Source organism: Pseudalkalibacillus berkeleyi, from assembly GCF_021608225.1.
Taxonomy (GTDB): domain Bacteria; phylum Bacillota; class Bacilli; order Bacillales; family Fictibacillaceae; genus Pseudalkalibacillus; species Pseudalkalibacillus berkeleyi.
On sequence record NZ_JAKIJS010000001.1, the window covers coordinates 2,120,703 to 2,145,875 of the forward strand.

The 25,173-nt window shown below is 36.6% G+C and carries 32 protein-coding genes; 2 read left to right on the forward strand and 30 right to left on the reverse strand.

Annotated elements, in window-relative coordinates; genetic code table 11:
* Positions 1-2 precede the first annotated feature (2 nt).
* From L2716_RS11100 to L2716_RS11110, 3 genes are all read right to left on the reverse strand, one after another.
* Positions 3-1,613 (reverse strand): GGDEF domain-containing response regulator, encoded by a 1,611-nt coding sequence (locus L2716_RS11100; RefSeq protein ID WP_236337860.1) that lies wholly within the window; start codon positions 1,611-1,613, stop codon positions 3-5.
* Positions 1,614-1,931: 318 nt separating this feature from the next.
* Positions 1,932-3,329 (reverse strand): bifunctional metallophosphatase/5'-nucleotidase, encoded by a 1,398-nt coding sequence (locus tag L2716_RS11105; protein WP_236334564.1) that lies wholly within the window; start codon positions 3,327-3,329, stop codon positions 1,932-1,934.
* Positions 3,330-3,411: 82 nt separating this feature from the next.
* Positions 3,412-3,558 (reverse strand): hypothetical protein, encoded by a 147-nt coding sequence (locus tag L2716_RS11110; protein WP_236334567.1) that lies wholly within the window; start codon positions 3,556-3,558, stop codon positions 3,412-3,414.
* A gap of 87 nt (positions 3,559-3,645) precedes the next feature.
* On the opposite strand from L2716_RS11110, the gene L2716_RS11115 reads away from it, so the two are divergent.
* Positions 3,646-4,605, forward strand: a complete 960-nt coding sequence (locus tag L2716_RS11115; protein WP_236334569.1) for a LacI family DNA-binding transcriptional regulator — start codon at positions 3,646-3,648, stop codon at positions 4,603-4,605.
* A gap of 28 nt (positions 4,606-4,633) precedes the next feature.
* On the opposite strand, the gene L2716_RS11120 is transcribed toward L2716_RS11115, so the two are convergent.
* The 12 genes from L2716_RS11120 to L2716_RS11175 form a co-directional block, all read right to left on the reverse strand.
* Positions 4,634-4,945: a hypothetical protein gene (locus L2716_RS11120; RefSeq protein WP_236334571.1), complete on the reverse strand. Its 312-nt coding sequence runs from the start codon at positions 4,943-4,945 to the stop codon at positions 4,634-4,636.
* Positions 4,946-5,111: 166 nt separating this feature from the next.
* A complete protein-coding gene (locus L2716_RS11125; RefSeq protein ID WP_236334572.1) occupies positions 5,112-5,516 on the reverse strand; it encodes an RDD family protein in 405 nt (134 codons plus the stop codon).
* 5 nt (positions 5,517-5,521) lie between these two features.
* Entirely contained in the window at positions 5,522-6,940 is a 1,419-nt protein-coding gene (locus L2716_RS11130) for a M48 family metallopeptidase (protein WP_236334574.1), read from the reverse strand.
* Between the two features lie 183 nt (positions 6,941-7,123).
* Entirely contained in the window at positions 7,124-7,795 is a 672-nt protein-coding gene (locus L2716_RS11135) for a Type 1 glutamine amidotransferase-like domain-containing protein (protein WP_236334576.1), read from the reverse strand.
* A gap of 26 nt (positions 7,796-7,821) precedes the next feature.
* The gene (locus tag L2716_RS11140) at positions 7,822-8,385 is read right to left on the reverse strand and encodes a GNAT family N-acetyltransferase (RefSeq protein ID WP_236334579.1); all 564 of its coding nucleotides are present in this window, start codon (positions 8,383-8,385) and stop codon (positions 7,822-7,824) included.
* A 42-nt stretch (positions 8,386-8,427) separates the two neighbouring features.
* A complete protein-coding gene (locus L2716_RS11145) occupies positions 8,428-9,234 on the reverse strand; it encodes a class I SAM-dependent methyltransferase (protein ID WP_236334581.1) in 807 nt (268 codons plus the stop codon).
* 16 nt (positions 9,235-9,250) lie between these two features.
* A complete protein-coding gene (locus tag L2716_RS11150; protein WP_236334584.1) occupies positions 9,251-9,403 on the reverse strand; it encodes a hypothetical protein in 153 nt (50 codons plus the stop codon).
* A 26-nt stretch (positions 9,404-9,429) separates the two neighbouring features.
* Positions 9,430-9,726, reverse strand: coding sequence for a hypothetical protein (locus tag L2716_RS11155; protein ID WP_236334586.1), 297 nt, complete (start codon positions 9,724-9,726; stop codon positions 9,430-9,432).
* A gap of 15 nt (positions 9,727-9,741) precedes the next feature.
* A complete protein-coding gene (locus tag L2716_RS11160) occupies positions 9,742-10,191 on the reverse strand; it encodes a pyridoxamine 5'-phosphate oxidase family protein (protein ID WP_236334587.1) in 450 nt (149 codons plus the stop codon).
* 28 nt (positions 10,192-10,219) lie between these two features.
* A complete protein-coding gene (locus tag L2716_RS11165; RefSeq protein ID WP_236334589.1) occupies positions 10,220-11,065 on the reverse strand; it encodes a phosphotransferase family protein in 846 nt (281 codons plus the stop codon).
* Between the two features lie 35 nt (positions 11,066-11,100).
* Positions 11,101-11,502 carry a hypothetical protein gene (locus L2716_RS11170; RefSeq protein ID WP_236334591.1) on the reverse strand — a complete coding sequence of 134 codons (402 nt, stop codon included), beginning with the start codon at positions 11,500-11,502 and terminating at the stop codon, positions 11,101-11,103.
* Positions 11,499-12,071 (reverse strand): GNAT family N-acetyltransferase, encoded by a 573-nt coding sequence (locus L2716_RS11175; protein WP_236334593.1) that lies wholly within the window; start codon positions 12,069-12,071, stop codon positions 11,499-11,501. The genes L2716_RS11170 and L2716_RS11175 overlap by 4 nt, the downstream gene beginning before the upstream one ends.
* Positions 12,072-12,202: 131 nt before the next feature.
* On the opposite strand from L2716_RS11175, the gene L2716_RS11180 reads away from it, so the two are divergent.
* On the forward strand, positions 12,203-14,002 hold the full coding sequence (locus tag L2716_RS11180) for a dihydroorotate dehydrogenase (RefSeq protein ID WP_236334595.1): 1,800 nt from the start codon (positions 12,203-12,205) through the stop codon (positions 14,000-14,002).
* A 15-nt stretch (positions 14,003-14,017) separates the two neighbouring features.
* Here the strand turns inward: L2716_RS11180 and L2716_RS11185 are convergent, their stop codons facing one another.
* The 15 genes from L2716_RS11185 to L2716_RS11255 all read right to left on the reverse strand — a co-directional run bounded on the left by L2716_RS11185 (position 14,018) and on the right by L2716_RS11255 (position 25,095).
* Positions 14,018-14,341: a hypothetical protein gene (locus L2716_RS11185; RefSeq protein ID WP_236334598.1), complete on the reverse strand. Its 324-nt coding sequence runs from the start codon at positions 14,339-14,341 to the stop codon at positions 14,018-14,020.
* A gap of 71 nt (positions 14,342-14,412) precedes the next feature.
* Complete coding sequence (locus L2716_RS11190) at positions 14,413-14,904, reverse strand: hypothetical protein (protein WP_236334600.1); 492 nt, start codon at positions 14,902-14,904, stop codon at positions 14,413-14,415.
* Between the two features lie 56 nt (positions 14,905-14,960).
* Complete coding sequence (locus tag L2716_RS11195; protein ID WP_236334601.1) at positions 14,961-15,518, reverse strand: hypothetical protein; 558 nt, start codon at positions 15,516-15,518, stop codon at positions 14,961-14,963.
* A gap of 47 nt (positions 15,519-15,565) precedes the next feature.
* The gene (locus L2716_RS11200; RefSeq protein ID WP_236334603.1) at positions 15,566-15,910 is read right to left on the reverse strand and encodes a hypothetical protein; all 345 of its coding nucleotides are present in this window, start codon (positions 15,908-15,910) and stop codon (positions 15,566-15,568) included.
* A gap of 88 nt (positions 15,911-15,998) precedes the next feature.
* Entirely contained in the window at positions 15,999-16,943 is a 945-nt protein-coding gene (locus tag L2716_RS11205; protein WP_236334605.1) for an ABC transporter permease subunit, read from the reverse strand.
* Positions 16,940-17,875 carry an ABC transporter ATP-binding protein gene (locus L2716_RS11210; protein WP_236334607.1) on the reverse strand — a complete coding sequence of 312 codons (936 nt, stop codon included), beginning with the start codon at positions 17,873-17,875 and terminating at the stop codon, positions 16,940-16,942. The genes L2716_RS11205 and L2716_RS11210 overlap by 4 nt, the downstream gene beginning before the upstream one ends.
* Before the next feature lie 193 nt (positions 17,876-18,068).
* Complete coding sequence (locus L2716_RS11215; RefSeq protein WP_236334608.1) at positions 18,069-18,623, reverse strand: putative glycolipid-binding domain-containing protein; 555 nt, start codon at positions 18,621-18,623, stop codon at positions 18,069-18,071.
* Between the two features lie 78 nt (positions 18,624-18,701).
* The gene (locus L2716_RS11220) at positions 18,702-19,796 is read right to left on the reverse strand and encodes a flavin monoamine oxidase family protein (protein ID WP_236334610.1); all 1,095 of its coding nucleotides are present in this window, start codon (positions 19,794-19,796) and stop codon (positions 18,702-18,704) included.
* A 53-nt stretch (positions 19,797-19,849) separates the two neighbouring features.
* Complete coding sequence (locus L2716_RS11225) at positions 19,850-20,851, reverse strand: S66 family peptidase (protein ID WP_408005323.1); 1,002 nt, start codon at positions 20,849-20,851, stop codon at positions 19,850-19,852.
* A 154-nt stretch (positions 20,852-21,005) separates the two neighbouring features.
* A complete protein-coding gene (locus tag L2716_RS11230; protein WP_236334614.1) occupies positions 21,006-21,269 on the reverse strand; it encodes a hypothetical protein in 264 nt (87 codons plus the stop codon).
* 193 nt (positions 21,270-21,462) lie between these two features.
* Entirely contained in the window at positions 21,463-22,467 is a 1,005-nt protein-coding gene (gene ccpA / locus L2716_RS11235; RefSeq protein WP_236334616.1) for a catabolite control protein A, read from the reverse strand.
* A gap of 80 nt (positions 22,468-22,547) precedes the next feature.
* A complete protein-coding gene (locus L2716_RS11240; RefSeq protein WP_236334618.1) occupies positions 22,548-23,624 on the reverse strand; it encodes a bifunctional 3-deoxy-7-phosphoheptulonate synthase/chorismate mutase in 1,077 nt (358 codons plus the stop codon).
* Between the two features lie 92 nt (positions 23,625-23,716).
* Positions 23,717-24,046: a bacillithiol system redox-active protein YtxJ gene (gene ytxJ, locus L2716_RS11245; RefSeq protein WP_236334620.1), complete on the reverse strand. Its 330-nt coding sequence runs from the start codon at positions 24,044-24,046 to the stop codon at positions 23,717-23,719.
* Between the two features lie 138 nt (positions 24,047-24,184).
* A complete protein-coding gene (locus tag L2716_RS11250) occupies positions 24,185-24,640 on the reverse strand; it encodes a YtxH domain-containing protein (RefSeq protein WP_236334623.1) in 456 nt (151 codons plus the stop codon).
* Positions 24,641-24,654: 14 nt separating this feature from the next.
* A complete protein-coding gene (locus tag L2716_RS11255; RefSeq protein ID WP_236334625.1) occupies positions 24,655-25,095 on the reverse strand; it encodes a DUF948 domain-containing protein in 441 nt (146 codons plus the stop codon).
* Positions 25,096-25,173: the final 78 nt, after the last annotated feature.

Here is a 25,173-nt window from a genome sequence, read left to right on the forward strand (position 1 = left end):
GACTAACTCATCCTTTTAATAATTTGAGAGAGTCTTGCTTCAAGTTCATAAAGTTTAAACGGTTTTGTTATATAGTCGTCCGCCCCAAGCTGTAATGCTCTTGCGATGTCCATCTCACTTTTCCTCGATGTTAACATCAGCACTTTATAACGCTCACTATCGAGTTGACTTCTTAACTCATGTAGAACCTCTAAGCCATCCATCTTCGGCATAACGCCGTCCAAAATAACTAAACATCGAGATTTCTTATGCCACTCATTTTGGACGAAAAGACTGCCGTCGCTAAAGGTTTGAATATCAAATTGTGTATGTTCAGGCTTTGGTAACTTCGTAACGATGTCAGAAAGTACTGTTCGAATGATAGGATCGTCATCAACAATGGCGATTTTTATCACTTTACTCGGTGCTAACTCTACAGAAGGCTTCGCCATTTTTATGTGATTTCTACCTGAGTTTTTCGCTTCATATAACGCTGCATCTGCCAGCTCTATCCACTCGTTTAGTGGCCGATCACCTGAAGTGACTTCTACTACTCCACCAGAAAACGTACATGAGAAACTACCATTATGTTCAATAGAATGCTCTGCAAATCCCTTACAGAGCCGATCTAAAACCTTATAAGCATCTTCTACATTTGTTTTAGGGAATAGAATGATAAACTCTTCTCCACCATATCTAACGATTGTGTCATTTAATCTAGCTTCCTTGTTTAGAAAACTTGAAAACTGCTGTAACACAAGGTCTCCTACTAAGTGCCCGTACTTGTCATTCACATTTTTGAACTTATCTAAATCAAGAACGGCTAAACAAAATGTCTCATTATATCGTATAAGATAATTCGTTAACTTATCGTATTCCTGCTTTAGGTATTTGCGGTTATATACTTGTGTCAGTTCATCAACCAATAGCAATTCATCGATTTGCTGCTTCCGGTGCAATTGACGTCCTAATCGAGCCGTAAATTCGTCAATATCAAAAGGCTTCTTAATAAAATCGTCTGCGCCCAATTCATAGCTTTTCATTCTATTTTCTTTTTTATCATCAATACTTACCATAACTGTTGGTATGAATTGTTGTTTTAACTTCTCTTTAAGGAATTGCAAAACCTTGAATCCATCTGTTTCTTGCATATGTATATCAATGACAACACAATCTGGCCTCACATCATAAAATGACATAATCGCCTTTTGTGGATTTGCAATCGCAACCACATACCACCCTATTTGTTCGATCTGTTCTTTAATATACATAAGGAATGAAGTATCATCATCTACTAGAAGAATCACTGGTTTGTCTTCTCTTTGTATACTTAGTTGTACAAAGGTGGAAAAGAGCTCTTCTTCGTTTGTGTAACACATTACAATGATTTCATAAATCCATTGTTTCGCCTCAGCGATGGTCCAAACTCTCTCATCGTCTTCATTCAGTTCATCCATCAAGTTTCTTGCTTTAGCTCCAATTTCCTCTAAACCGATCATCGGAGATGTTCCCGCTATTGAGTGTAGAAAGCGGTATAATTCAAAATTAGAGATGGTTGATACCTTCTCCCATTCATCTAATTTATTTCTCACGTTGTTGAAAAAATGCTGTCTATATTTATCCAATTTGATCATCTTCCCTTTATGATATCGCAAGAAGTAATCTAGCTGCTTGCATCTTAATCACATTTATATTATTAAACATCTAAAAACCATTTTCCTTATTCTTGATACATATCCTAACTATACCATGAAGGAATTTATTACTACTATAAATAATAAATGAATAAAATGATAAAATAGATTACTAATTTCTTATCTTTTTAGCCATTATGAACTATTTATATGAGAGGTATTGGTTTTTAGTAGAATGAGATTTTGTAACACTTATACTTTGTCCTTAATTAATTATTAAAAAGACACAGCCAAATATTATGGACTGTGTCTAAACGCTCATATTTTGATTTTGTCATTTACATCTATTGATTTCCATCGGTGATACGCTGCTTTTCTAATAGAAGAATCGGATTCAGCATATATTCTAATGACATCCTTTATTTCTTCAGGTAAATATCTTACATTTCTATTATTTGCAAGAGCAGGATAACCAGAACCTCTTTGTAGATAATCTGAAGTGGCAACTTTATACCACTCATCATCCACCACAACTTTGTCTCCAATTGTGAAATCTACTATATGATTCCCTTCGTATGTCACCTCAGCTCCCGCAATATGCAGACTACCTACGAACTTTCCTCTAAATCCAGGTCCTTTACCATCAGCTAAACAATTTTGTGTATCAAGTGATTGTTCCAGTGCATTTTTCAATTCTTTCCCCACAATTTCAAACGAAGTTGGATTTAAAGGGGATGGACATATTTCAATTAATTTCCGATTTGAAACATAATTGAAGAGCCCTGCATTAACGATACCACTATTGATCAGTCCTATATCGCAGTCAAGCATGTCCTTCAGTCCATCTGCAATGAGATTACTAATTGGATTTTCTTCTATGACATCGTGCCATAAAGGTGATGATAATTCATATAAAGGGCGACTAAGTACTTCCACTGCAATCTCTTTATTCTTTCTTAACAGAGATACAATTTCCTGGTCAATGCCTGCGTTCTCTGTTTGAATCGTTCTTGAATCCAACAATGTAAGGGTATCATTTAAATATTCAACTTCAACAATTCCAACATACTCCCCATAACATCCTGCACTGTTCAGAATCGTACCATTTACACTTTTGGCATTTGCAAAAAGCTTGTGGTCATGGGAAGAAATGATAATATCGACTTCATCAAATTCGTTGGCAAGCTCTTCATCAACCACAGTGCCAAGATGACTTAACAAAATGCAAACATCGTAATGACCATAATACTTTCTAATTTCTTCACTTATTGCCTCTTTATAAGAAAGGATGTGAACACCAAGTCCGTCATTGAACTCTTCTAAGTCTGGCGAAGACCCAGTAATTAAAATACGAAGACCATTCTTGTTGATTAACGTACTCGGAACGACTCCCTTAATGTGGGTTTTATCTTTTCTCAACAAGTTATTACTTATGAAGGGAAAAGAGCTATTGCTTGCCATATACTCAAGTGTATCAACACCGTTAAACGTTTCATTATTTCCAATTGTCAGCGCTTCATAACCTACCTCTTCCATTAACTCAATAGCAGCTATTCCACGCGTCCCCTGCAATTCAATACTTCTGAAATCTGCAAAATCTCCCCCATCTAAAATAAGACTATGTTCATCCTTATTCTGTTTTATAATAGAAGCAGCTCTTGCAAAACTGTCAAAATGACTATGTAAGTCATTCGTATGTATGATTTTTAATTTCATGTTTTATGTTGGCCCCCTATTTTTTATGAACACTCTATAAAACTTCCAAATGTTGTATTCGATAGTGAGGATTCATATCCTTTTAATTGTTGGAATCCTCATATACATTAAACAAAAATCCAAATGAATCTTCATTGTTGTAAGGCTGACGTTCATCATAATGTGAAATAGCTGTAGCCGAGCACGCAACTATGGCACAGCACAATAAGATCAAAAATATAATTCCCACTACGCATTCCTCCCTTTCTCCTTTTCATAGTAAGGGTAATGTATGAAACGCGTTTCAGAGCAAACACAAATTTAAGTAGGTGATTGAATGCCAAATATAAGAGATATCGCAAAACGTGCAGGCGTTTCTGTAACAACCGTATCAAGGGTATTGAACGATCAACAGTATGTAAGTGAAGAGAAAAGGAATGCAGTTATAGAGGCTATCAATCATAGCAACTATCAAAAAAATATAAACGCAGTGCATTTAAGTAAAGGAAAAACAAATCTAATTGGAGTGGTCATTCCTTTTTCAAACCATCCCTATTTTGGATTATTGTTAGAAGGAATTGCATCGGAAGCACTCAATCATAATCATCAATTAGTCCTTTTTCAATCAAACTACGAACCGAAAAAAGAAAAAGAAGCACTTGATATGTTGAAACATAAACAAGTTGATGCGTTAATCATCTGTTCTCGTATTACGGAATGGGATACCATTGAACGTTATAATGAATATGGCCCTGTTGTCGTTTGTGAAGATGCGAGAGGAAAAGTGGTATCTTCAACATTTGTTAACCATTATCAAAGTTTCACGCTAGCTCTAGCACTATTACATAGAAAAGGACATAGAAAGATGGGTTACTGTATAGGTAGAAGCTCAGGTACGAACAGTCACCAGAGGGAACGTGCTTATAATGATTTTCTCAAAAAGCTGAATGAACCTTTTCATAGTCATTATGTCTTTAGTGATTGCTTTCATTTCGAGGATGGTGAAAAAGTCGTCAACTCGTTAGTAGAAATGACAACCCCCCCATCAGCTCTCCTAGTGACAAGTGACCAAGTAGCAGCTGGCATATTGACTTGTTGTCATAAACAAGGCATCTCTGTTCCTGAAGACTTAGCAATAGTCGGTTTCGATAACCAACCAATTGCCAAAGTAATGAATATCACGACGATTGAAATCCCACTTGTAAAAGTAGGACAGAATCTGTTTCGACAAGCCCTAAAAGAAGAAGTATTACATGAAGAAATTCAGACAGCACTTATTGAGAGAGGAACCGTTTGAAGATTTAGGAAGGTATAAGTAGGTTCATTTATTTTTTTAATCTGATAAACATTAAATCCGAAAAGGCAATTCCCATGGAGACTCCTAAAGGAACACCAATGTCATATAGATTAATTGCTTTAGTCCCAAAAACATAATTGAATAATTGCCCTGTCGCACTCAACAAAATAAACCATACGAAAAAGGTCAACAATCTTTTCATTAATTGATTCGGTTTGTAATATTTTAGGTTTACTAAAATCATGACAATTAAACCTAGACTGTATGTGAGTATAAACATTACATATCCTATTACGAACATCGTAGCAAATGAAGAATCTATATCATTATAGATCACCATAAACATTATAACTAACTGTTCCGACAAACATGATCGTTAACAGTATAGTTTGAATGAACTTTAACTTTTTCATTTCTACCTCTTATAATTAATATTTATCTTTCATTAAAAAGGCGGATACTCACTAAAGAGTATCTCGCCAAAAGATTTTTCGTAAATTTTGTTATTACGGTTTTTCGTGGGTAACATACGTACCTGCAATAAAGTCATGAATGGATCTTTTGTCTTCCCTTAATCCTACCATGAACGCACTAATGATTAATCCTATCCCTAAAGTGACTGCATAGACTAACGCAGATACGACTGTGCGCATCAACATTGTTCCAATTCCAACCTTATTACCATTCACTTTCGCAATACGAATACCAAGAATTCTTTTACCAATTGTATACCCCACCCAAAAAACAGGAACGAGTAATGTATATAAGAATTCGATAATACCCGTAATGAAATTCTCCTCCATATTGCCGACAATAAGGTAACCAACCAAAGCGGCTGGTATACCAATAATGATGCCATCTAAAATTGATGCAAATAATCTTCTCCAAAATCCAGCAGGTTGTGTAACCATTGTTTTCATTCTCCCTTTTTTGTATTACTTGATTTTTTTAATATATTTATAATATCTCTGTTTCCAAGTTGTATAGCATGCATAAGAGCAGTCATATTTTCAGAATCAAGCGTATCGAGATCTACCCCTTGATCGATTAGTAGTTTGACTGTTTCCGGATTATCACTGAACACCGCATAGAACAAAGCGTTCATCCCTTCGTAATCCTTCCCATTTAAGTCACCGTAAGCCTCAATCAACATTTTAATGATATTTGAATTTCCGAATTCGGCCGCTGACATCATTGGTGTCAACCCAAAATAAAAATCTTCAACATTCGGATCCGCTCCACTGTTAATCAGAATCTTAACCATATCTTCGTTGCCATCTTGTACCGCCCAATGTAAAGGTGTTAGTCCTTGACTATCCTCTAATTGTATATCCGTACCCTTCTCAATTAACGAAATTACTTTTGCAGAATCTCCCGTCACGACAGCATCAATTAATTCTGGGGGCTCTTCATTAATCATCCCGATGCTTTCTTCAAGATGACTTAATAAACTTGTGAATTGAAACCGTTCAGCAACGAAATATGTTCCAACTCCGAGTATACCTATGATTAGAACAATAGAAGGGATTACGATTAAAGCATTTTTTGAGGTTTTTTTGTGCGTGTGAATAATTTCTTTCCCATCAAAAAACTTTTGGATTTCATGAATTCTTTTCGGTAAAGGGGGATGTGTTGATAACATCTCACTTAACCAAACAAAAAAGCCTTTTTCTGTCTTTAACTGTTCAAGATATGCTTCATGGTTGACCTGTTTATAAAAAGTCTTACCTATTGCAAGAATCGTTAAACTATTGGTTGCAGCTTGAGTATTTCCTGTATAAAAAGTAGCCATTCGATCGCAAGTGTACTCACAAGCACGTAAGTAAAGCTCAGCAACAGCAGGAATCCACATAGCAGGTAATATGAACAAGTATTTCGAAATATGATTCCGTTTAATATGAGCTAACTCATGCGCAATGATGAAATTGAGTTCATCATTTGCTTCCTTCTCGATTAAATCAAATATCTCTGAATACAGAACAATCATATTTTTACCAAAAAAACGTGTTGCAAAGGCATTTAATGCTCCACTTGATTCCATTACATAAATGTCTGGAACATTAGGTATTCCCATTCTTTCACTTAATTCCTTTGACATTTGATATACAAGTGGAAATTGTTTTTCACTCAATTTGACGGCATTTGTACGAATTTGACCAATCATGATTGTATGAAAAAATAAGGACAACCCAACCAATAATAAAGCAATAAGGATTCCTATAATGGAGATAGCTAAAAATATATATGCACTGATACTAATAAATAAGACCAATAAAAAATACTTTTTCTCATTTTTATGTATCAATTCATTCAGTTGTAAATGTTGATTGTTCACAGTACCTATCTCCTCCTTTCTTTGTCATTTGTTGTAAATATCTGTATAGCAAGATAATTATACAGCTAAAATCTTCAAATGAGGAGAATTTTTTTTTGTAATTAATGCCAATATTTTTGACAATAAGAAAACACCTTCTTATAAAGAAAGGTGTTAAAAAAGTGGTGATGTCTATTTAATAGATTAATCCAACATCGAAGGTTCAATATCGGCTTTTCCTCTTTCAGAAATTAAGTAGATAGAATCGGTTCCTATCACCTTCATTTCTAAATTCTGTACAAATATAGCGGTACCTTCTGGTATAGCTATCACTTGTTTTTTATGTTTGTTAACGTATGACTGTATAAATGTATCGTCATCACTTTTGTAATGGCTCCATATTAAATAATTATTTACTAGATTTAAACCAATGTAACATGCTTTACCACTAATGTTTAAATTCATTTCCGATAAGTGTTCTAGACCTTCACCTAGGATCGATGCTCCAGCACTTTGACCATATATTGTTCCACCATTTTCAAAGTAATGGATTAACGCTGCATCAAACCCTGATTTCTTAAAAGCATCCAGTAACTTAAATGGATTACCTCCACTAATGTACACGCCTGAATACTGGTTTAGATCTTCCACAGTTTTCTGCTCAACATCCGTCCACATGATGATATTGTTTATGCCTAAGGGTTCGAATGTACTTCTTACATAGTCAAGACTATCTTCGTATGGTCTGAAGTTCGGGTCACCGGCTATCGGTATGTATAATAATGGTTTAGTTCGGTCCAGTTGATCAACAAAAGCCTTATTCACTGCAAAAGTCTGATTGAAACTCCCACCACCACATAAAATGATATTTCCCATAATGACCTCCTATTATGTTACTTAAGTTACCTCACTTTTGCATAGATGCATGTATCTGTTAAACGTTTGCCGTCTACAGATAAATCATCGTTCTTTAAGATGCCTTCTAATTCGAACCCGAGCTTCTCTGGAATAGAACGACTTCTCTTATTTTCGGATTCACATTGAATAACTACTCTTCTCATTTTCAAATCATGTTGTGCATACTCCGTGAGCTTTTGTATCGCTTCTGTCATATAACCCTTACCAGCATATCTTGTATCAATCCAATAGCCGAGCTCAAGTTTGGGCACATCCCAATCTATGTTGTGATATCCTGTCGAACCTACAAACTCATTGTTATCTTTTCGGAATATGAGATACCTTAAGCTTGTTCTCTTAACAAAATGACTATAAGCTTCTCTAAGGTTACTTTCGGTTTCCTCTACGGTTGGAGTCGTTTGAACGAATGGTAACCATGGCTTCATTTCTTTAATGGATGCCCTAATTGCCTCATTGACTGCAGCTCCGTCACCTGGTTGTGGCATACGTAAGATCAATCGCTCAGTCTCCAACTCTTTTGCTACATCTATTAAAATGGGATTCTGCATGTTTTCCTCCTTAAGTAGTGAAGTTCATGTTAAATGAAGTAATTATCCCTTCTTTTTCCCTATATACAATAAGTGAGAGGATGATCCTAACAAATAAGGATCTCTTGCTTTTTCAATTAGGAGTTCTAATAATTTTTCTTGCTCCCCTTTTTGCCACCAATAATTCCATTCTCTTTCTGAAAGAGAAGCTCCAACATTTGAACCAATCAATTCAATTGTTTTAAAACCTATACTTTCCATAAATGGTTGTATATCTTCAATATTAAAATAATAAGCACCTGTAAAGCGCCCTTCATCTAAATGATTAAAGCACCCGGTTTGATCAAATCGATTGATGGCATCCATTGAGTTATTTGGTCTCCAATTTTCAGGGAACTGTAAAGAAGTGAATATATGTCTTACCCGGGGCATAAAAGCAACAAAAACGAGTCCTTCGTTCTTCGTAACTCGATATAATTCTTTAACTGCTTGAATTCGGTCTCGTTCTTCCTGTATATGATATAAAGGACCAAGCATTAAAGCCGCATCAAATTGCTGATTCGATAACACTTTTAAATTACGTGCATCCGCCACATGGAAGCCATCGAATTTCTCGGTTAAATTAAACTCTTTAGCTTTTCTCTTAGCATCTTCAACAGATTTTGGTGTTAGGTCGGTTAATGTAATTTCATAACTGCTTCTTGCTAGTTCCATAGAGTACTTTCCAGGCCCAGCACCGTTGTCGAGTATTGCCCCGCTTGAAGGTAGGTATTTTTTTATGTAATGTAAATTCACTTGAAATTCTATTGGTTGCCTGTCAAGCCGGCCCCACTCGTCAAATTGCTTATAGTATTCTATTACTTTTTCCATTTTTCACCTCTACATCTCATTTTCTGGGATTTGAATTTAGTTCTTTTAACAGTGCTATGATCTCTTCATTCTGTTCGATTTGCCTATCTGTATTTTCTTTAACAGCTCTGATCCATTTCACGACAAATATTAGTACTAACACAATGACAAATACACTACCTAATCCCATATCATTTCTTCCTAAAGATGATTTCGTTACTGGTAACCTTTTGAGTAATAATGAATCAGCTTATTGTTATCTTTTGCGTATTTAATTTCCTTTCTCGTACTGTCTCCAACGTAACCATCTACGTCAATTACATAAATTTCTTCAGCCAAATCAATCTTTCGGAAATGTAATGCTTTTAACATTTGTAATTGTTCGTCAGTAACTTCTAATTCATCTATAAATCCAACACTAATCACAATATTCCCTTGTAAAGTCAGTAACGCCTCAATTTCTCTGAACTGCTCTTTAAACTTAGTTGAGCCACATAACGTAATCACTTTCATTCTGTACACTCCAACCTATTTGTTAATACTGGGTTCAAAGGATTGATCTCGTACGACCACTGTTTCAGGTTCAAATCGAATCAGGACATTGCTATCTCCTAATCCTTTGAATCTAGGATCCCAGTTCTCTTCATTTGTCCCTAAATAACGAGACAACAGTCGTTTTGCTCTTTCAACATCAAAAGTTTCAACAGTTGCTTTGCCCCTAAATCCAGCATGCATCACTTTCCCAGTTGTATGGTCGAGGTCCACAATCCCGATTGCACATTTAGGAAATTCCTCTATTCTCTTAGGAAAACTGTCCGATGAAGGCGTTCCAATAATCCATATACATTCATCTTCCCAATAAAACCAGACTGGAGATTCTCGCGGTCCCTCTTCGGACATAGTAGATAAATGAGCAAATAATGGTTTTTTTAGAAATTCATTTAAATCAAAACTTCTGTTACCTTCAATAATTTTCATATGTATGATCCTTTCTGTAGTTAAATTTTTAGGTCTTTACTACATCCTTCCAATATTTCCAGGCTAACAAATACTTTTCTAGATCAACTGGATGATGCTTCACACAAGTAGCAAGTCTAAGAAATAGTCCAATTAAAACTTCCTCATGCAAAAATGGTTCACTACGTTTTCCTATCGCTAGATTAGAAGCCGCAGAATGGATGGTTTCTATCGTTAGATTTTCTGGTGAAGAGCAAAAAGCATAAATTAAATCATATAATGGATCTCCAAGAATAGGAGTAGGATCAATGACTCCTGTAAATTTTCCATTTGAACAAATAAAATTATGAACACCACAGTCTCCATGAATGATATAAGGCACATCTAACGCCTCATATCGGTCAGGTTGTTGTAGGATATCCACGACCATTTCTATATCTTCCTCACCTAATGTTGAAGCCAGTATCTCTCTTGCTCCATCAACTCTTTGTAAAAGAAACTCCTCCCACGTTTCCACTGGTTCATCTAACCATCCCCAGCCTTTATATTCAGACAAATGGTTATAATAATTGATGAAATCTGTAATCAATTGCGTAAGCAGATCTTCTTTTTTAACATGAAAAACGGATCCAGAAATAAAAGAATAAACTAAGAAACGATTCAAGGGGTCTATGTAAATCGGTTCTGGCAATAGAGAAAGATGTCGATAGTGTTCAAGAAAGAAAGACTCTGAACCTATGATATTAGCTTCGTTAATTTTGACGACATATTCCTCACTACCGTGTAGCAGATAGACTTGACTATTCGTTCCTCCATTTAATTTCTTAAATTGAATGTCCACACCATCAATAATATGATGCTCACTTAAATCTTTTAATATATATTCAATATTCATGCTAGACTCCTTAACACTAATGATTCCATTTAATTTCAGTCCGTTATTTCTTGTAATTCATCACGTTCAAAGACAAAGAATGCGCCTACGATTTCCTCTATACCCACCACTATATATGAATTTTTATAGTTAGAATGATCTTCTGTTTTCGCAATGGTCACTGCTGTATCTTTACTGGACTGATGCATTTTAGCAATACGAAGCTTTTTAAAGCTCTCTCCAGTAGATATTACCACCGCCTTCTTACCTTCAGCTATGTTGAATATTTTATATCCTCGATAATCAATTCTTTCGGATTGTAATTCTGCTACATATTGCTGAATTTCTGACAATTTATTTATTTCACTATCTTCGATTGACCAATACCCATTAGAATCTTTCCCACATGCTACTAGAAAAATAGATACTAGAAACATGAATATTAGACCTTTCTTCATACATCGGTTTCCAGAACATCTTCTTTAATGATCGCATATAGTTTCAGATCATGATGCTTGCCTTTACCGTATAAACCTTTGCGCATCGTCCCTTCATAAGACATACCGGACTTTTGCATGACTCGTTCTGAACCTACATTTTGAATGAAACATCTTGCTTGAATACGAACCATTCCTAATTCCTCAAACCCAAATCGAATTACTTCTTTCGCAGCTTCAGTCATTAGTCCTTTTCCCCAGTAATGGGGTGATATGACGTAGCCCAGCTCTCCGACTTTGTGTATTGAATTCCAAGACACATAATAGATTGTGCCGATCATTTTTTGGCTATCTTTGTCTACAATACCCCAGAATAGCCCTTCATTCTTTTCATATTGTTCTAAAGTCATGTTAAGAAATTGCTCGGTATCTTTAATTGAGCGATGGGTATTCCACGTCACATGTGTTGAAGTTTCGTCTAACGAGGCATATTCATACATATCTTCTAAATCATTTATACTTACCTTCCTAAGCGTAAGACGGTTTGTTTCTAACGTAGGTAAGTTCCTACATATTTCTTTTTTCTCCACCCTAAACACCCCTTATGTAAAATTGTTCCTATTATACAACACTTTTTACAATCAAAGTGGATGATTTCCAATAAAGTTCTTCATGATCAATGCAGATTCTTTTACAATATAGATGGAAGGAGCGAAAGTTTATGCCAGATTGGTCGTATCATACATTTTTTAAACCGGCTTTATTTAAACTCACACCTAGAAAAGCGAGGTCTCTCACACTCCAAACAATGAACCGTTTAGTTACCTTACCTTTTGGTCATCATATCATTGAATTTTTCGGACATATGGCTCCGTCCAAAGCAATTTCTGCACATATCTGTGGTGTTGAAACTGCAAGTCCAATCGGAGTAAGTGGACAAGTTGACCCTAAACTTGAGGGCACACGTGCATTATCTAAATTGGGATTTGGTTATTTAGAAGTTGGACCTATAAGCCTTGAACCCGCAACAAAACAGGAAATCGTTTTACATAAAAAAGGAGAAGAAATCGGATACAGCCATCTTCATGAAAACCTTGGGGTTGAGAATACAATTGATGCGCTATCTAGATCAGCCCCTGACATACCAGTTCTAATTAAAATTAGTGACGAGTCTACTGGGAAGATCGTTACGCTTATTAAAAAGTTAGAGCCTTTTGCCGATTGGTTTGTCGTTGACTCAACGATAGATCTCCCTGCGATTCGTGAAGCGACTTCTACGCCTATCTTTGTCGGTGTAAGTGATCAAAAACAATTGGATGAGGTAGAAATAGAAGATTTTGACGGTATCTACTTACCGGAAGGCGTTCATAACCGGATTGGACAATTTGAGCTAGAGACGAAAATAGAAATGATTAAAACCGTTCAACCATCTGGCAAACCGATCATAGCTTCCGGTGGAGTGCATCAGCCTTCAGATGCACTAGATTTAATTGATGCTGGGGCTGATTTAGTAAACATACATAGTGGCTTTATCTTTTATGGACCAGGGCTGCCGAAACGAATAAATGAAGCAATAGCATATAGATATCAGGAATCTCCTCTAAATCAAAAGGGCTGGTTCGCAAGTTTTTTAATGGGTTTTGGCGTTTTATTAGCTGGGTTCATTGCTTCATTCGTTGGGTTAACAGATGTTCTTCTCGCTCCAGATGAGCGCTTTCTCGGTATGTCTAAGGAAGAAATTCAAGAATTCAGTGAGCACTTATTTAAGTTTATGTCTCATGACCGGATTAGTCTTGCCGGCGTAATGATATCAGCTGGCTTTCTATACATGATGCTCGCCTATTTCGGAATACGAGTCGGTCAGCACTGGGCTAGAAAGGTGTTTTACATTGCTGCAACTTTAGGATTCTTAAATTTTTTCTATTTCATTGGTTTCGGCTATCTTGATCCCATTCATTTGTTGTACAACGCATTAATATTACCCTTTTTCATCTATGGCTTTATTCAAACGCGCAACATGCCGCATGGAAGTCATGGCCAAAACCTCCATAATAGTAGAGCCTGGCGGAAGAGTCAGTTCGGTCAGACGATGTTCATCATACTTGGAGGAGCTTTCCTCACTGCGGGAATGGTCATTTCATTTATTGGGGTGACCGATGTATTCGTGAAAGAGGATCTCGGATTTCTACAACTAGAGCCAAATGAAATTCACGAACACAATCATCAATTCATTTCTTTAATCGCTCATGACCGTGCAGGATTCGGTGGTGCATTAATTTCAGCAGGAATTTTAATCATGCTTATAGCCATGTGGGGATTTCGCGAGGGAGAAAAGTGGATTTGGTGGACATTGACTGTAGGTGGCATTCCTGGGTTTGCAGCTGGTATCGGCATCCATTATCATATCGGTTATGTTGATCAGTATCATCTGGCTCCTGCATACTTTGCCATTCTACTCTACCTACTAGGTGTCATTTATTCTTACTCCTATTTAATGACTGCAAAGCGCTCTCCAGAATGAAGAGCGCTTTATGATTTATGAAGTAAAATAAGGTAGATAGTAGATAAATGTAATTACACCACTAGTCAGCAAATACACAATAGATCCGATCATGAATGGGTTAAACTGAATCTTAAAAGTCTTCATTTCCCCTGTACTAATCCCAGTAGTCCCTTTAATCGTTGCATCCATCATATTGGTCGATCGATTTAACCCTAACAATACGAACCATACAATTCCAAACATTAGTAAACCACATAGAAACATTGACTCCATGAAACTCCATCCTACTAGCTTAGAAAACAACCAAGATACGGCACCGTTAAAAGCAATCGTAACTAGAATAAATAAATATCTCATGTAACCCCCACCTTTTATGTATTTAATGATTTTACGAAAATAGATGGTGTAAGGTTTCAATTTTTTCCAATTTATATAGGTGTAGCTTTATTGCCTTTAATCGCATTAATAATTCTAAGTCCGTCAGATGGTAAGCCCGCGTAAGATTTCATCCAATTAGGATATCGGATTGGAATAATGGTCATGAAAAACAAATAGAAATTAAACAAGCTAATAGCAGCAACGAAATTTCTCATCGAACCATCCATTAACTGAGAGAAAGATAGGATGATCGTTAATGTAGCAAGGATGAAGGACAGAATCGGACCTCCTGCAGCGACGATAATTTGTTGTCTATAACTTAGAGGATATTCTACGGTTCTAATAGATCCAAAATAAGCCCACTTAATATGGAAGCGGATCCTACCAAGCTTGAAGGACTCACGATTTGAACGGTCATTTGGTCCGAGGAATACAATCGCATTGGAATTAGACGACAGTAGGACACCTATTGCATGTCCAATTTCATGCAAAAGAACAGATATCGGAATGACTAAAATATAAAATACTAAAAAGAAAATCATGTTCATAAGATCCTCCACTCACTTAAAGGAGCTTTTATTGTAATACTTCCTATTCGTTATTTGTTTTCTTTAACTATCTTTTCAACATAATTCCATGCATCATTAATTTTAAAATTTTCATCTAAGTGGAAGTTCATTTGAAATGAACCGTTTTTTACGTTAAACGAACTAGATAAAATGTGATTGTTATTTTGTTTCTTTTCAATGTACTCTACGGTTACGCCATTCATATCTCTTACCTTTGAGTTGTTCATACTGTTTTTAAAATTACTAACTGACACATTTATGTTTGGCTTTCCTTCATAAGGACCATAAATATATTCTTGCTGCTGTTCATCATGTTTTGTTTCTAATTTTTCACCTAGTTCACCTGCATATGATACTAAAACAACATGGCGGTCTCCGTTTGGCTCGCCTGGGTTAATCTCAGGTGGGTATTCCAAACTAATATTATTTACTTTATAGTTATCTATATCTGGGAAAGAAACGTCAAACCCGATGTGATCTTTAATTTTTGTTTGAATATCATCTGTGAAAACCGCTTCACTTTGATTGGAACAAGCAATCAATACGAATAACATAAAGATTCCAAAGAACTTTATTGATTTACTCATAGATACCCCCTCGTATTATTAACTAGCACTTTATGTATCTATAGACATCATCTCGATTCTTCACTTTCTTTTCCGTTTGTACTCCATGTTTCCATATGGAAGTCTTCTAGATAATTATCTTTTCCTATCTTTTCAAATATCTTCTTTTCCTCATTGAATTCTAATATGAGTATATCTCCTCTATTACCTGAATGAAGCTTTGTTTCTATTATTGCAATTCGATTCTCTCCGAGTTGTACTACCCGCTCCCCTTCATCCACAACTTGATAAGAATCATGAGAGTGGTTGTCGGGCATTTGGTTTACATCAAGTGATGGAACAGGTTTCAACGCAATGAAAATTAAACAAATTAATATCCCAATGAAAATATTTCTATTAGACCTTTCTGGCACTTTCTTTTCCCCCTAATGATTTTCAAGATCATCTATGTCTATAAAATAGTGCCACAAAAGGCAAACCAATTTGTGGCACAAATTCTTCTTATATACTAATATCTCGCTTTTGGAAGAAGACAAAAGTAAGAATCATAAAAATTACATAATACACGGATAAGATTAACAGCGATATTGGCAATGTAATATCTCCTAAAATATGATCCTGTAGCGCATAAACCGTTAAATCGAGATGCGGAAAGATCAAAAATTTTGCCCATTCGTATTTCTCTGCCAAAAAGACAATTAATCCGCCTAGTGTTGAAGATACAAATAATACAAAGATTCCAATACCGACAGCCAACGCCTGACTTTTGAATAATGTGGAGAGCATAAAGGCAATTGCTGTAATGATCAACAAACTTGGAAGGTAATAGACCATCTTCAAGAAGAACTGCGGACCTAGTTCCGCTACCTTTTCTCCTTCTAAAGTATATTCAAAGAATTTAGCTGAAAAATCCCCATTACCGAATGTGATTAATCCAACTAGATAGCCAGAAACAATGAGTGTTACGACTAAAATTAATGAATAAATGATCAATGATAAATATTTAGAAAGTAGAATGGACCATCTTGGATGTGGCCTAATTAACAGCTGCTTAATTGTCCCATCAGCAAATTCAGAAGACACACTTGCACTGCATACAATTACAGCAAGTAACGTCACCAGCGTAGTCATACCATATATAACATCATTCATAAAATGCCAATTACTTACTGCGGTAGGGTTAATGTTTTCATCAAGACTTTTCTGCTTTTGTTCAATTTCATTGTTAATAAATTGTTTTTTTTCTTTTGGTGCCTCATTTGCTTCCTTCTGTAATTGCTCAATTTCTGCCTTCATACTCGCCTTCCAATTATCATCTTGTTCACCTGTAGCTGCATTGTATATGATACCGCTCGCAATGACCCCTATTACAATGATAATGAGATAGATCCAGCTCGATTTCTTTTGGAACAGTTTCATAAGTTCATTACGGACTAAGGAAATCATTTCACTTCCTCCCTTGCGCCTTTGTTTGTTATTTCAAAAAAGCGGTCTTCAAGTGAAGCTTCTACTCTATTAATGCCATAGACATTGATATCATTTGAGATTAATGTCCTATTAATTGTACTTATGTCAGCTCGGTTTACGTTGACCGAGAACTGGTGGTCTGAGAGTACTTTGACGCTTAAAGCTTCCATTTTCTCTTTCACAACCTCTACTGCTTCTTCAGAGTTGTCCACCTCAAAGACGACTTCTTTCGCTTCATCGATTTCCATCGTTTCTTTCATGGAAGAAATATGTATGAGCTTACCTTTTTCAAGGATTGCAAATCGATCACACATAAGCTGCATTTCAGATAACAGATGCGAGGAAACGAGGACTGAAATTCCATCACGCGCAAGCATATGTAAATAATCTCTGAATTCTCTAATACCCTGAGGGTCCAATCCATTTGTTGGCTCATCTAGAATAAGCAGTGACGGATTATGTAATAACGCTTGAGCCACTCCGAGCCTTTGCCTCATTCCAAGGGAATATGTTTTAACCTTTTGATGAATGACATCTTCTAATTTTACTAATTTAGCAACCTCATTAATCCGTTCATCTGACACTTTTTTAAGTGCCATATTTGCATAATGCTTTAAATTTTTGTACCCACTCATATACTTGTAAAACTCGGGGTTTTCAACAATGGCACCCATCTCACTCATTGTCTCTTTAAATTGTTCATCAAGGTTATTTCCATTTATGATTACTGCTCCGTCTGTTCGATTGATTAAGCTTACAATCATACGAATAATGGTTGTTTTTCCTGCACCATTAGGGCCTAATAGTCCAAAAATTTCCCCCTTATTCACACTGAAACTAACTTGATCTACTACTTTTTTCTTACCAATGACCTTCGTCAACGATTGTACTTCTAAAGCGTATGCCGTCATACTTTCCCCCTCTTTCTGAAAAAATAATAGCTTAATAAACTCACCTATAAATACGACCCAGAAGCAAAAAAGTTCCAAATTTTCACAGAAAATGTTCTTATGCTTTATGTATCAATAATTAAATCGTCTTAAATCTTCTATAATTGGAAGAGTCACAAATGTAAGACAAACAACCATTTATAAAGGATAGTTTTCAATATCTTCGAATAAAGACACCAGGATACTCAAGGATAAGTCCATCCTGATCCACTGTGATTACTGTTTCATAATCTCTACACTTGTAGTGAAACTTTCTAGTTCCACCTTCCGAATATCCTTTAAACTTATATTGTTGTTCTAATTTCATAAACCCCAGAGTTGGAACATCAATATAGAGCACATTAAAGTTTCTTTCTTGCCCTTCCTCCCATTCAAAACGATTAATTGGAAGAGTATTTGAAAATGGTGTCATTGATATGTCAATATCAATAATTCCGTCCATTTCAACTAATTCACTGTTATGTAAAAACCATTTTCCTTTACAATTTGAATCCAATTGAAGTTTTTCATTAAGTTCTAAATTAATGATTTCAATACTTTTAGTAAACCACCTATTATCTGTTATCACTTCATATGAAAATTTATACGCGTCTCGTTTGGATGTATAAAGAACCAGTCCTTCTGCTTTTATGTTTGTATCATTTTCACTGATTCTTAAGAATTCAGATCCCGACTGCTCTTTATGTTCCCAGAAAACTTTCTTATACAATCAATCACTCCTAAGCTCAAGTTCTTTTACTTTGTTAACTTTCATTTAAAATTACTTTTGTGATTTTCTCCTTAATCCCTATAAATGATTGATTTCAAAAACTGCCTGTTCAGCTGCCAGGAGGGCACCTTCAAGATGGCCACCATATTTTGAATGAGCCTCTGTACCAGCAAAAACAATTTTCTTTTCCCATACCTCAGATTTTGGTGGTTGACCATAGACCGGAAAATCTTTAAGCGGGTCTAAATCTTCCTCAACAGCCGTTTCGAGATCTCTGGACCAATCCTTGTATAGGATTGCCTTTACGTTTTGAGCAGAAGGACCAAAGAGTCTAACCAATTGATCTATGACCAAATTTAAAACTTTATCCTCACCCATTTCTCGGCGCGTTTTCGCTGACATGCCGAAGAATCCAAATAATGCACCAGATCCTGTTTCAGGAGAAGCATCATGGATTTCTTGTAAAGGTCCAACCCAGCTTGTTGCAAACCCAGAGAGTTCCGACTCCCTCCAAAAGGGACGCTCATAAACTGCAATTGCCTTGGCTTGCCCTGCCATCCACGTAGGTTTGCTTATGAGGTCAGTTACTATATCTTGGGATAAGGAAGGAGAGAAATTAATATGACGCGCCACAATCCGAGGCGGCACTGCTAGGATTACAGCTCTTGCCGGAACTTCTTTTCTCTTTCCCTCAGCACATGCTGCTTCAACCTTAATAACACCGTCTTCATCAAGTTGAATTGCTGTAACTCGCGTTTCAAGCTCAACTACACCTGTGGGAATTGTATCTTCGACAGCATTAATAAGGGACTCCACCCCACCAATGATGCGAACTGATCTTTCACTTGAGTTTTCTGGTAGTACATAACGCTCTGGCGGAATGTTATGCGATCGTTCTGAAAGCATTGCCCCTTTTGTGTACTGGGCGAACGTTCCGATCTTCAGTTCTTTTACAAGGTTGGTGATCGTGCTCTCATACTGCGGCCAGTACCATGTCGGGCCGAGATCAAATTTTCCTAGGTCAGGTCTAATTGGATCTGATGTACTTAAGACCCTACCGCCAATCCTATCTCTTGCTTCTAGTACCTTACAGTCGATACCTTGTTTAGCAAGGAGAGACGCAGCCCGCAAGCCACTTAAACCAGCACCAACAATGACTACAGGATTGTTCAACTTCCTTCCTCCTTCCAATGATGTATAAAATTCCATTTAAACTTAATAATCTCTTACAGTATCCAATTCTCAATACAATAAACTTTTTTATCTCCCGCATCTAACTTTACTTTCTTCCCTATAGCTAAGGGGTGCATCGGATGAGTATGACATGTATCGAAATCAGCTAGTACAGGCACATCCACACCATCCAATTGTTCTAGGAGTAGATCTAATGGCGTCTTCCTTGTATCTAAATCATCATAACATTCATGTTTTCCTAAAATGATGCCCGACACTTTATTAAAAAGCCCATGCATTTTCAACATAGCAAAATTCTTTTCTACTGTTGCAGCATTTTTCCCACAATCTTCTATTAAAAGAATGTCCCCATAATTAATAGTTGGGAAATACTCGGTGCCAATAAAACCATACATGGCATTAACATTTCCTCCGATTAATCGACCCTCTGCAACACCTGGTATTCCAGTTATCCATTCATTTTGATATAACGTTTTTTCAGTTGTTTTTTCCAGCCAGTTTACAGGTTCATCAGACCAGTATGGAGGCATCGGTATTTCATATGGTATTTTTTCTTTATACGTAAAATAGTTTTCAAAGTAACGATATGTATCATTCACTAGTGGTTCAAATTCACCAAAAGATGGAATGAGAGCGGGTCCATAATAAGTAGAGATATTCGTCTTAGCAAATAGCGCCAAAATAATCGCTGTTGCGTCTGAATATCCTACAACCATCTTTGGGTTTTGCTTGAACGCTTCATAATCGATATAGGGCAACATGCTGTTAGAGTTTGTCCCACCAATCGTGGACATAATCATGTTGATTTCTGGATTTCTGAGTAATTCATTTAATTCTAGTGCCCGTTCTTTAGGTGAACCCGAACGATAAACTTCGGATTTCCCCGTCAAACTACCTTCTACAATAACAAAGCCCTTCTTTTCCAAAAAAGACTTGGCACGTTCGAAACGTGGCTTTGCTGTAACCGTTGCAGGTGAAGATGGAGTAAAGATTCCTATCTTATCTCCTTTTTGTAATACTGATGTCAAAACAATCAAATCCTTCCATGATTTTAAATAAGATCGATATCTTTGTAACGAAGTAATTCCAATTATTTCAAAACGATCTGCATTCCGCAATAAAAATTTACACAAAAAAGAAGCTCATCCTTTTTAGGAATCGCCCTTTCATTGAAAAGCATCTAAATAATTAGCAAATTGAATGGATACTTTTAATAAATTTACCACTTTGGTCATCAATATGGTCAATACCACTCTCACAGTTTTCGATATTTTCCCATTCAACTACATACTTTCCTCTTTTATGATTCACTTCTATTATTTTACCTCCAGGATGCCGTTCAATTACGATTGATTCTACTTCTTCTATTGATATTTTTGAATCCGAATTTTCACAGCCATTGGAGATGAAAAGTATAAAGACAAATAAAATACTAAAACCAATTTTCTTCATTTTATCCCCCTTTATCTAGACCAAAATTATTGAAACTTAGAAACCAAAAAGAAAAACATTCTAATCCTTCTACCATTTAAGCTTTTTCCATCCGTCAAAATAGGTTTTTACGATTTTCACGGTACGAAAGGACTCATTGTGATTAAATAAAAAACACGTATCTCTGTGTGAGTTACGTGTTTTCGCCGTCTTGTTATTTCGTTGAGTCACGAAGTTGAATTCGGTGTGGCAGTATGACTGTTCGATCTTCAACCGTTTCGTTTTTCATAAATTTCGTCAGCAGTCTCATTGCAACTGCACCAATGTCATACATCGGTTGTACGACAGTTGTTAACGTCGGTCTAACCATAGAGGCTAACCGTGTATTATCAAATCCGATAACTTCTATATCTTCAGGAATGCTTAGCCCTCGATCTTGTGCACCATGAATGACGCCGAGTGCCATTTCGTCAGTACCGACAAACACAGAAGTTGGCTGTTCTGTTAATGATAAGAACTTTTCTACTGCTTCAATCCCTGAATCATATGTGTAGTCACCAATGGAGACATAGTCTTCATTCATTTCCAAATTCGCTTCTTCTAAAGCTCGGCGATATCCAGAAAACTTATGGTGACCGTTAATTGGGTCTTCTAATGGACCTGATACCATGGCAACCCGTTCGTTACCTTGTTCTATTAACATGTGCACTGCATCAAAAACCGCTTCCTGATAGTTGATGTTAACAGTTGGAATCTCCTCATCAGGTGATATGGTAGCAGCAAGAACAATCGGTACAGGAGAGCGCTTAAATTCCTCGACATGCTCCTCAGTAATTGTGCCTCCCATAAAGACGATGCCATCCACTTGTTTACCCAAGAGTGTGTTCAGCAAATGGATCTCTTTGTCTTTATTTTGATCAGAGTTACAAAGAATGATGTTGTAGTTATACATTGTAGCAATGTCTTCAATTCCTCTAGCTAACTCTGCAAAGAACATACTAGAGATATCTGGGATAATGACACCTACTGTTGTCGTCTTCTTACTAGCCAAACCTCGAGCGACTGCATTTGGACGATATCCAAGCCTTTCGATCGCATCAAGCACTTTCTTCCGAGTTGCTGGTTTAACGTTTGGATTCCCGTTCACAACACGTGAAACGGTTGCCATCGATACTCCGGCTTCTCTAGCTACATCATAAATAGTTGAATTATTGTTCATAACGGCCTCCTATTCTGCACGTTGTTGTTCCAAACGATGATTTATGTTTATTTTATCCTAAAAGGGCTACTTTCTATGAATTAAATTAGCTCAGGATAAGTTTGTTTCAATGATGAGACAAATTCATTGTATTGATTGATGTCCATTTGTTGCGTTGCATCTGACAAGGCAACAGCTGGGTCAGGGTGCACTTCTGCCATGATGCCGTCTGCTCCAATTGCTAATGCAGCTTTGGCAATAGGGAGTAGAATATCTCGACGGCCCGTTGAATGGGTGACATCCACAAAGACGGGTAAGTGTGTTTCCTGCTTCAAAATGGGTACAGCTGAAATATCTAGCGTGTTCCTCGTTGCTCTCTCATACGTTCTTATGCCCCGCTCACAAAGAATAATATCACCATTTCCTTGTGACATAATGTATTCAGCAGCATTCATAAACTCAGAGAGTGTGGCAGCCAGACCACGTTTCAATAGTACAGGCTTGGATGTTCTTCCTGCCTCTTTAAGTAATTCAAAGTTATGCATATTACGTGCACCTATTTGAATGATATCTACATATTCAGTTGCTTCTTGTATGTCAGCTGGATTGACAATTTCGCTTATTACAGCTAAATCATAATTTCGTGCAACATCTCGCAAGATTTTCAGACCTTCCATCCCTAGTCCTTGGAAGTCATATGGAGAGGTCCGAGGTTTGAAGGCACCACCACGAAGGATTTTTCCGCCTTGCTCCTTTACAGCTTTTGCTACTGCATCCACCTGTTCATAGTACTCGACAGAGCATGGACCGGCAATTATCCTCTGTTTTCCATCTCCAATGGTTTCACCGAGTACATTAACGACAGAGTCCTCGGGTTTGTTTTTTCTAGAAACGAGTAAATCTCGTCTATGCTCATCCTCCTGTAACTCTAACCCTGCTTTAAAAATTTGCTTAAATAAATGTTGTAGTGTTGCAGTTTCAAGAGGTCCATGATTATGTTCTGCAATCAAATCCATCATATGTCGTTCTCGGACAGGTTCAAAACGATTAACGCCTTGCTTCTTCTTCACTTTACCAATTTGTTGAACAATCTCAGCACGTTGGTTAAGAGTTTTGACTAATTGTAAATTTATTTGATCAATCTGTTCACGTAAATGGTCGAGTTCTTGGTTACTCATTATTTCACTTCCTAGAATATAAGGATCCCTCATAAATTAAGTATGATTCATTTCTAGTTTAGTCGACAGAAAAAATGTCGTCTACTTCTGAGTCATCTAACATGTTCTTTTGTTAACTTCTCTAATTTATCATAAGTAATGTTCCAATGGGAATCGTGAGCAAGCACTTTTCCGTCTTTTATTAGAAAAAGCTGTGGAGATTCATGCTTTATACCAAACTCTTCAGCCAGTTGATTAGATAGTGGTCTAGCTTCTTGTACATTTAAATAATAAACTGGGATGTCAGAGTGATCATCCGAAAAGTTCTTCACTTCTTCATAAGCTGAACCACTAATTGGACATGTTGTACTATTTTTTAGAAAGTAAAAGGGTTCTGCTCTTTCAATTGCTTTAAATTCTTCCAGGCTACTCACTTTCTTCATGTATATCCACCTCTTTAATGTGTCTGGTTCTCCAAATCCCTTTAATCCCTTATAACATAAAGGAAAAGTGCCGGACAATCTCAAATAGGGTTAGCGTCCTAATGAGTATCCGTGCACTCTACAAATGATTATATCAACTTACTTAGATTTCGTCGTGTGCTTCTCTTCATAATTTGTTTCTAAATTGTTCAAATCTTTATTCGGCGTTTGCATTGCATCTTCAATTGCATCTGCTTTACCTTCATTATATTCTTCTTCAAGTAACTCGGCCTCTTTATCCTTGTTTCTCCAGTTCGCATAATCGTCTTTCACATTGCTTGAGAATTCTTTTACTTTATTAGCAGCTTGAGAAGTTTGTGTACTTACTGTTTGAGCAATATTGGATGACTTTTCTTTTGCCATTGATGCAACTTCAGTACTCTTCCCCTTTAATTGAACAGCTTGGTCATTCAAGTCTGTTCGGAGCTCTTTCCCTGATTTAGGAGCGAGCAACAATGCTGTAGTAGCACCTACAATTCCTCCGATTAAAGACCCGATCAAGAAATCCTTCGTATCAATACTTGAATTTTGATTGTTGTTTTTTTCATTTGACATACATGATTCCTCCTCTATTTTGGTTCGGTCGTTCGTTCAACTCTTCTGTTTCTAAGTTTAAATTTCTCGTAAATATCTAATGCTGCATTACTCCATTGTACAACTTGTGAAACGGTATCCGATTTATTCTCACCCTCGCGTGCGATACGAGTAGATACATTTTTCACAGAATGACTTACAGTAGAGAGACTATCTCCAATTTCACGTACTCCATGGAATACGGAGTTAAGAGACTCAGATTTGTGTTGGATATCTTCGGCCAATCGATTGGTCTTATGTAACAAATCCGTTGTTTCCCTCGATACCCCGTCTAGTTGATTTTCCAGTCCATCGAGTGTTTTTGCGACATTCGCCAAAGTCAGTTGGAGTGATTTCAAAGTCTTTGAGATAAATACGACCAATACTGCAAACGCTACTGCAATTAGAGCTACACTTAAATACAAGATTATTTCCATAACGTAAACCACCTCCTGTTTAGTATTCCATTTCCCATTCTGTCTATTCGTTAAACCAAGTATCTATTGTAATGAAAT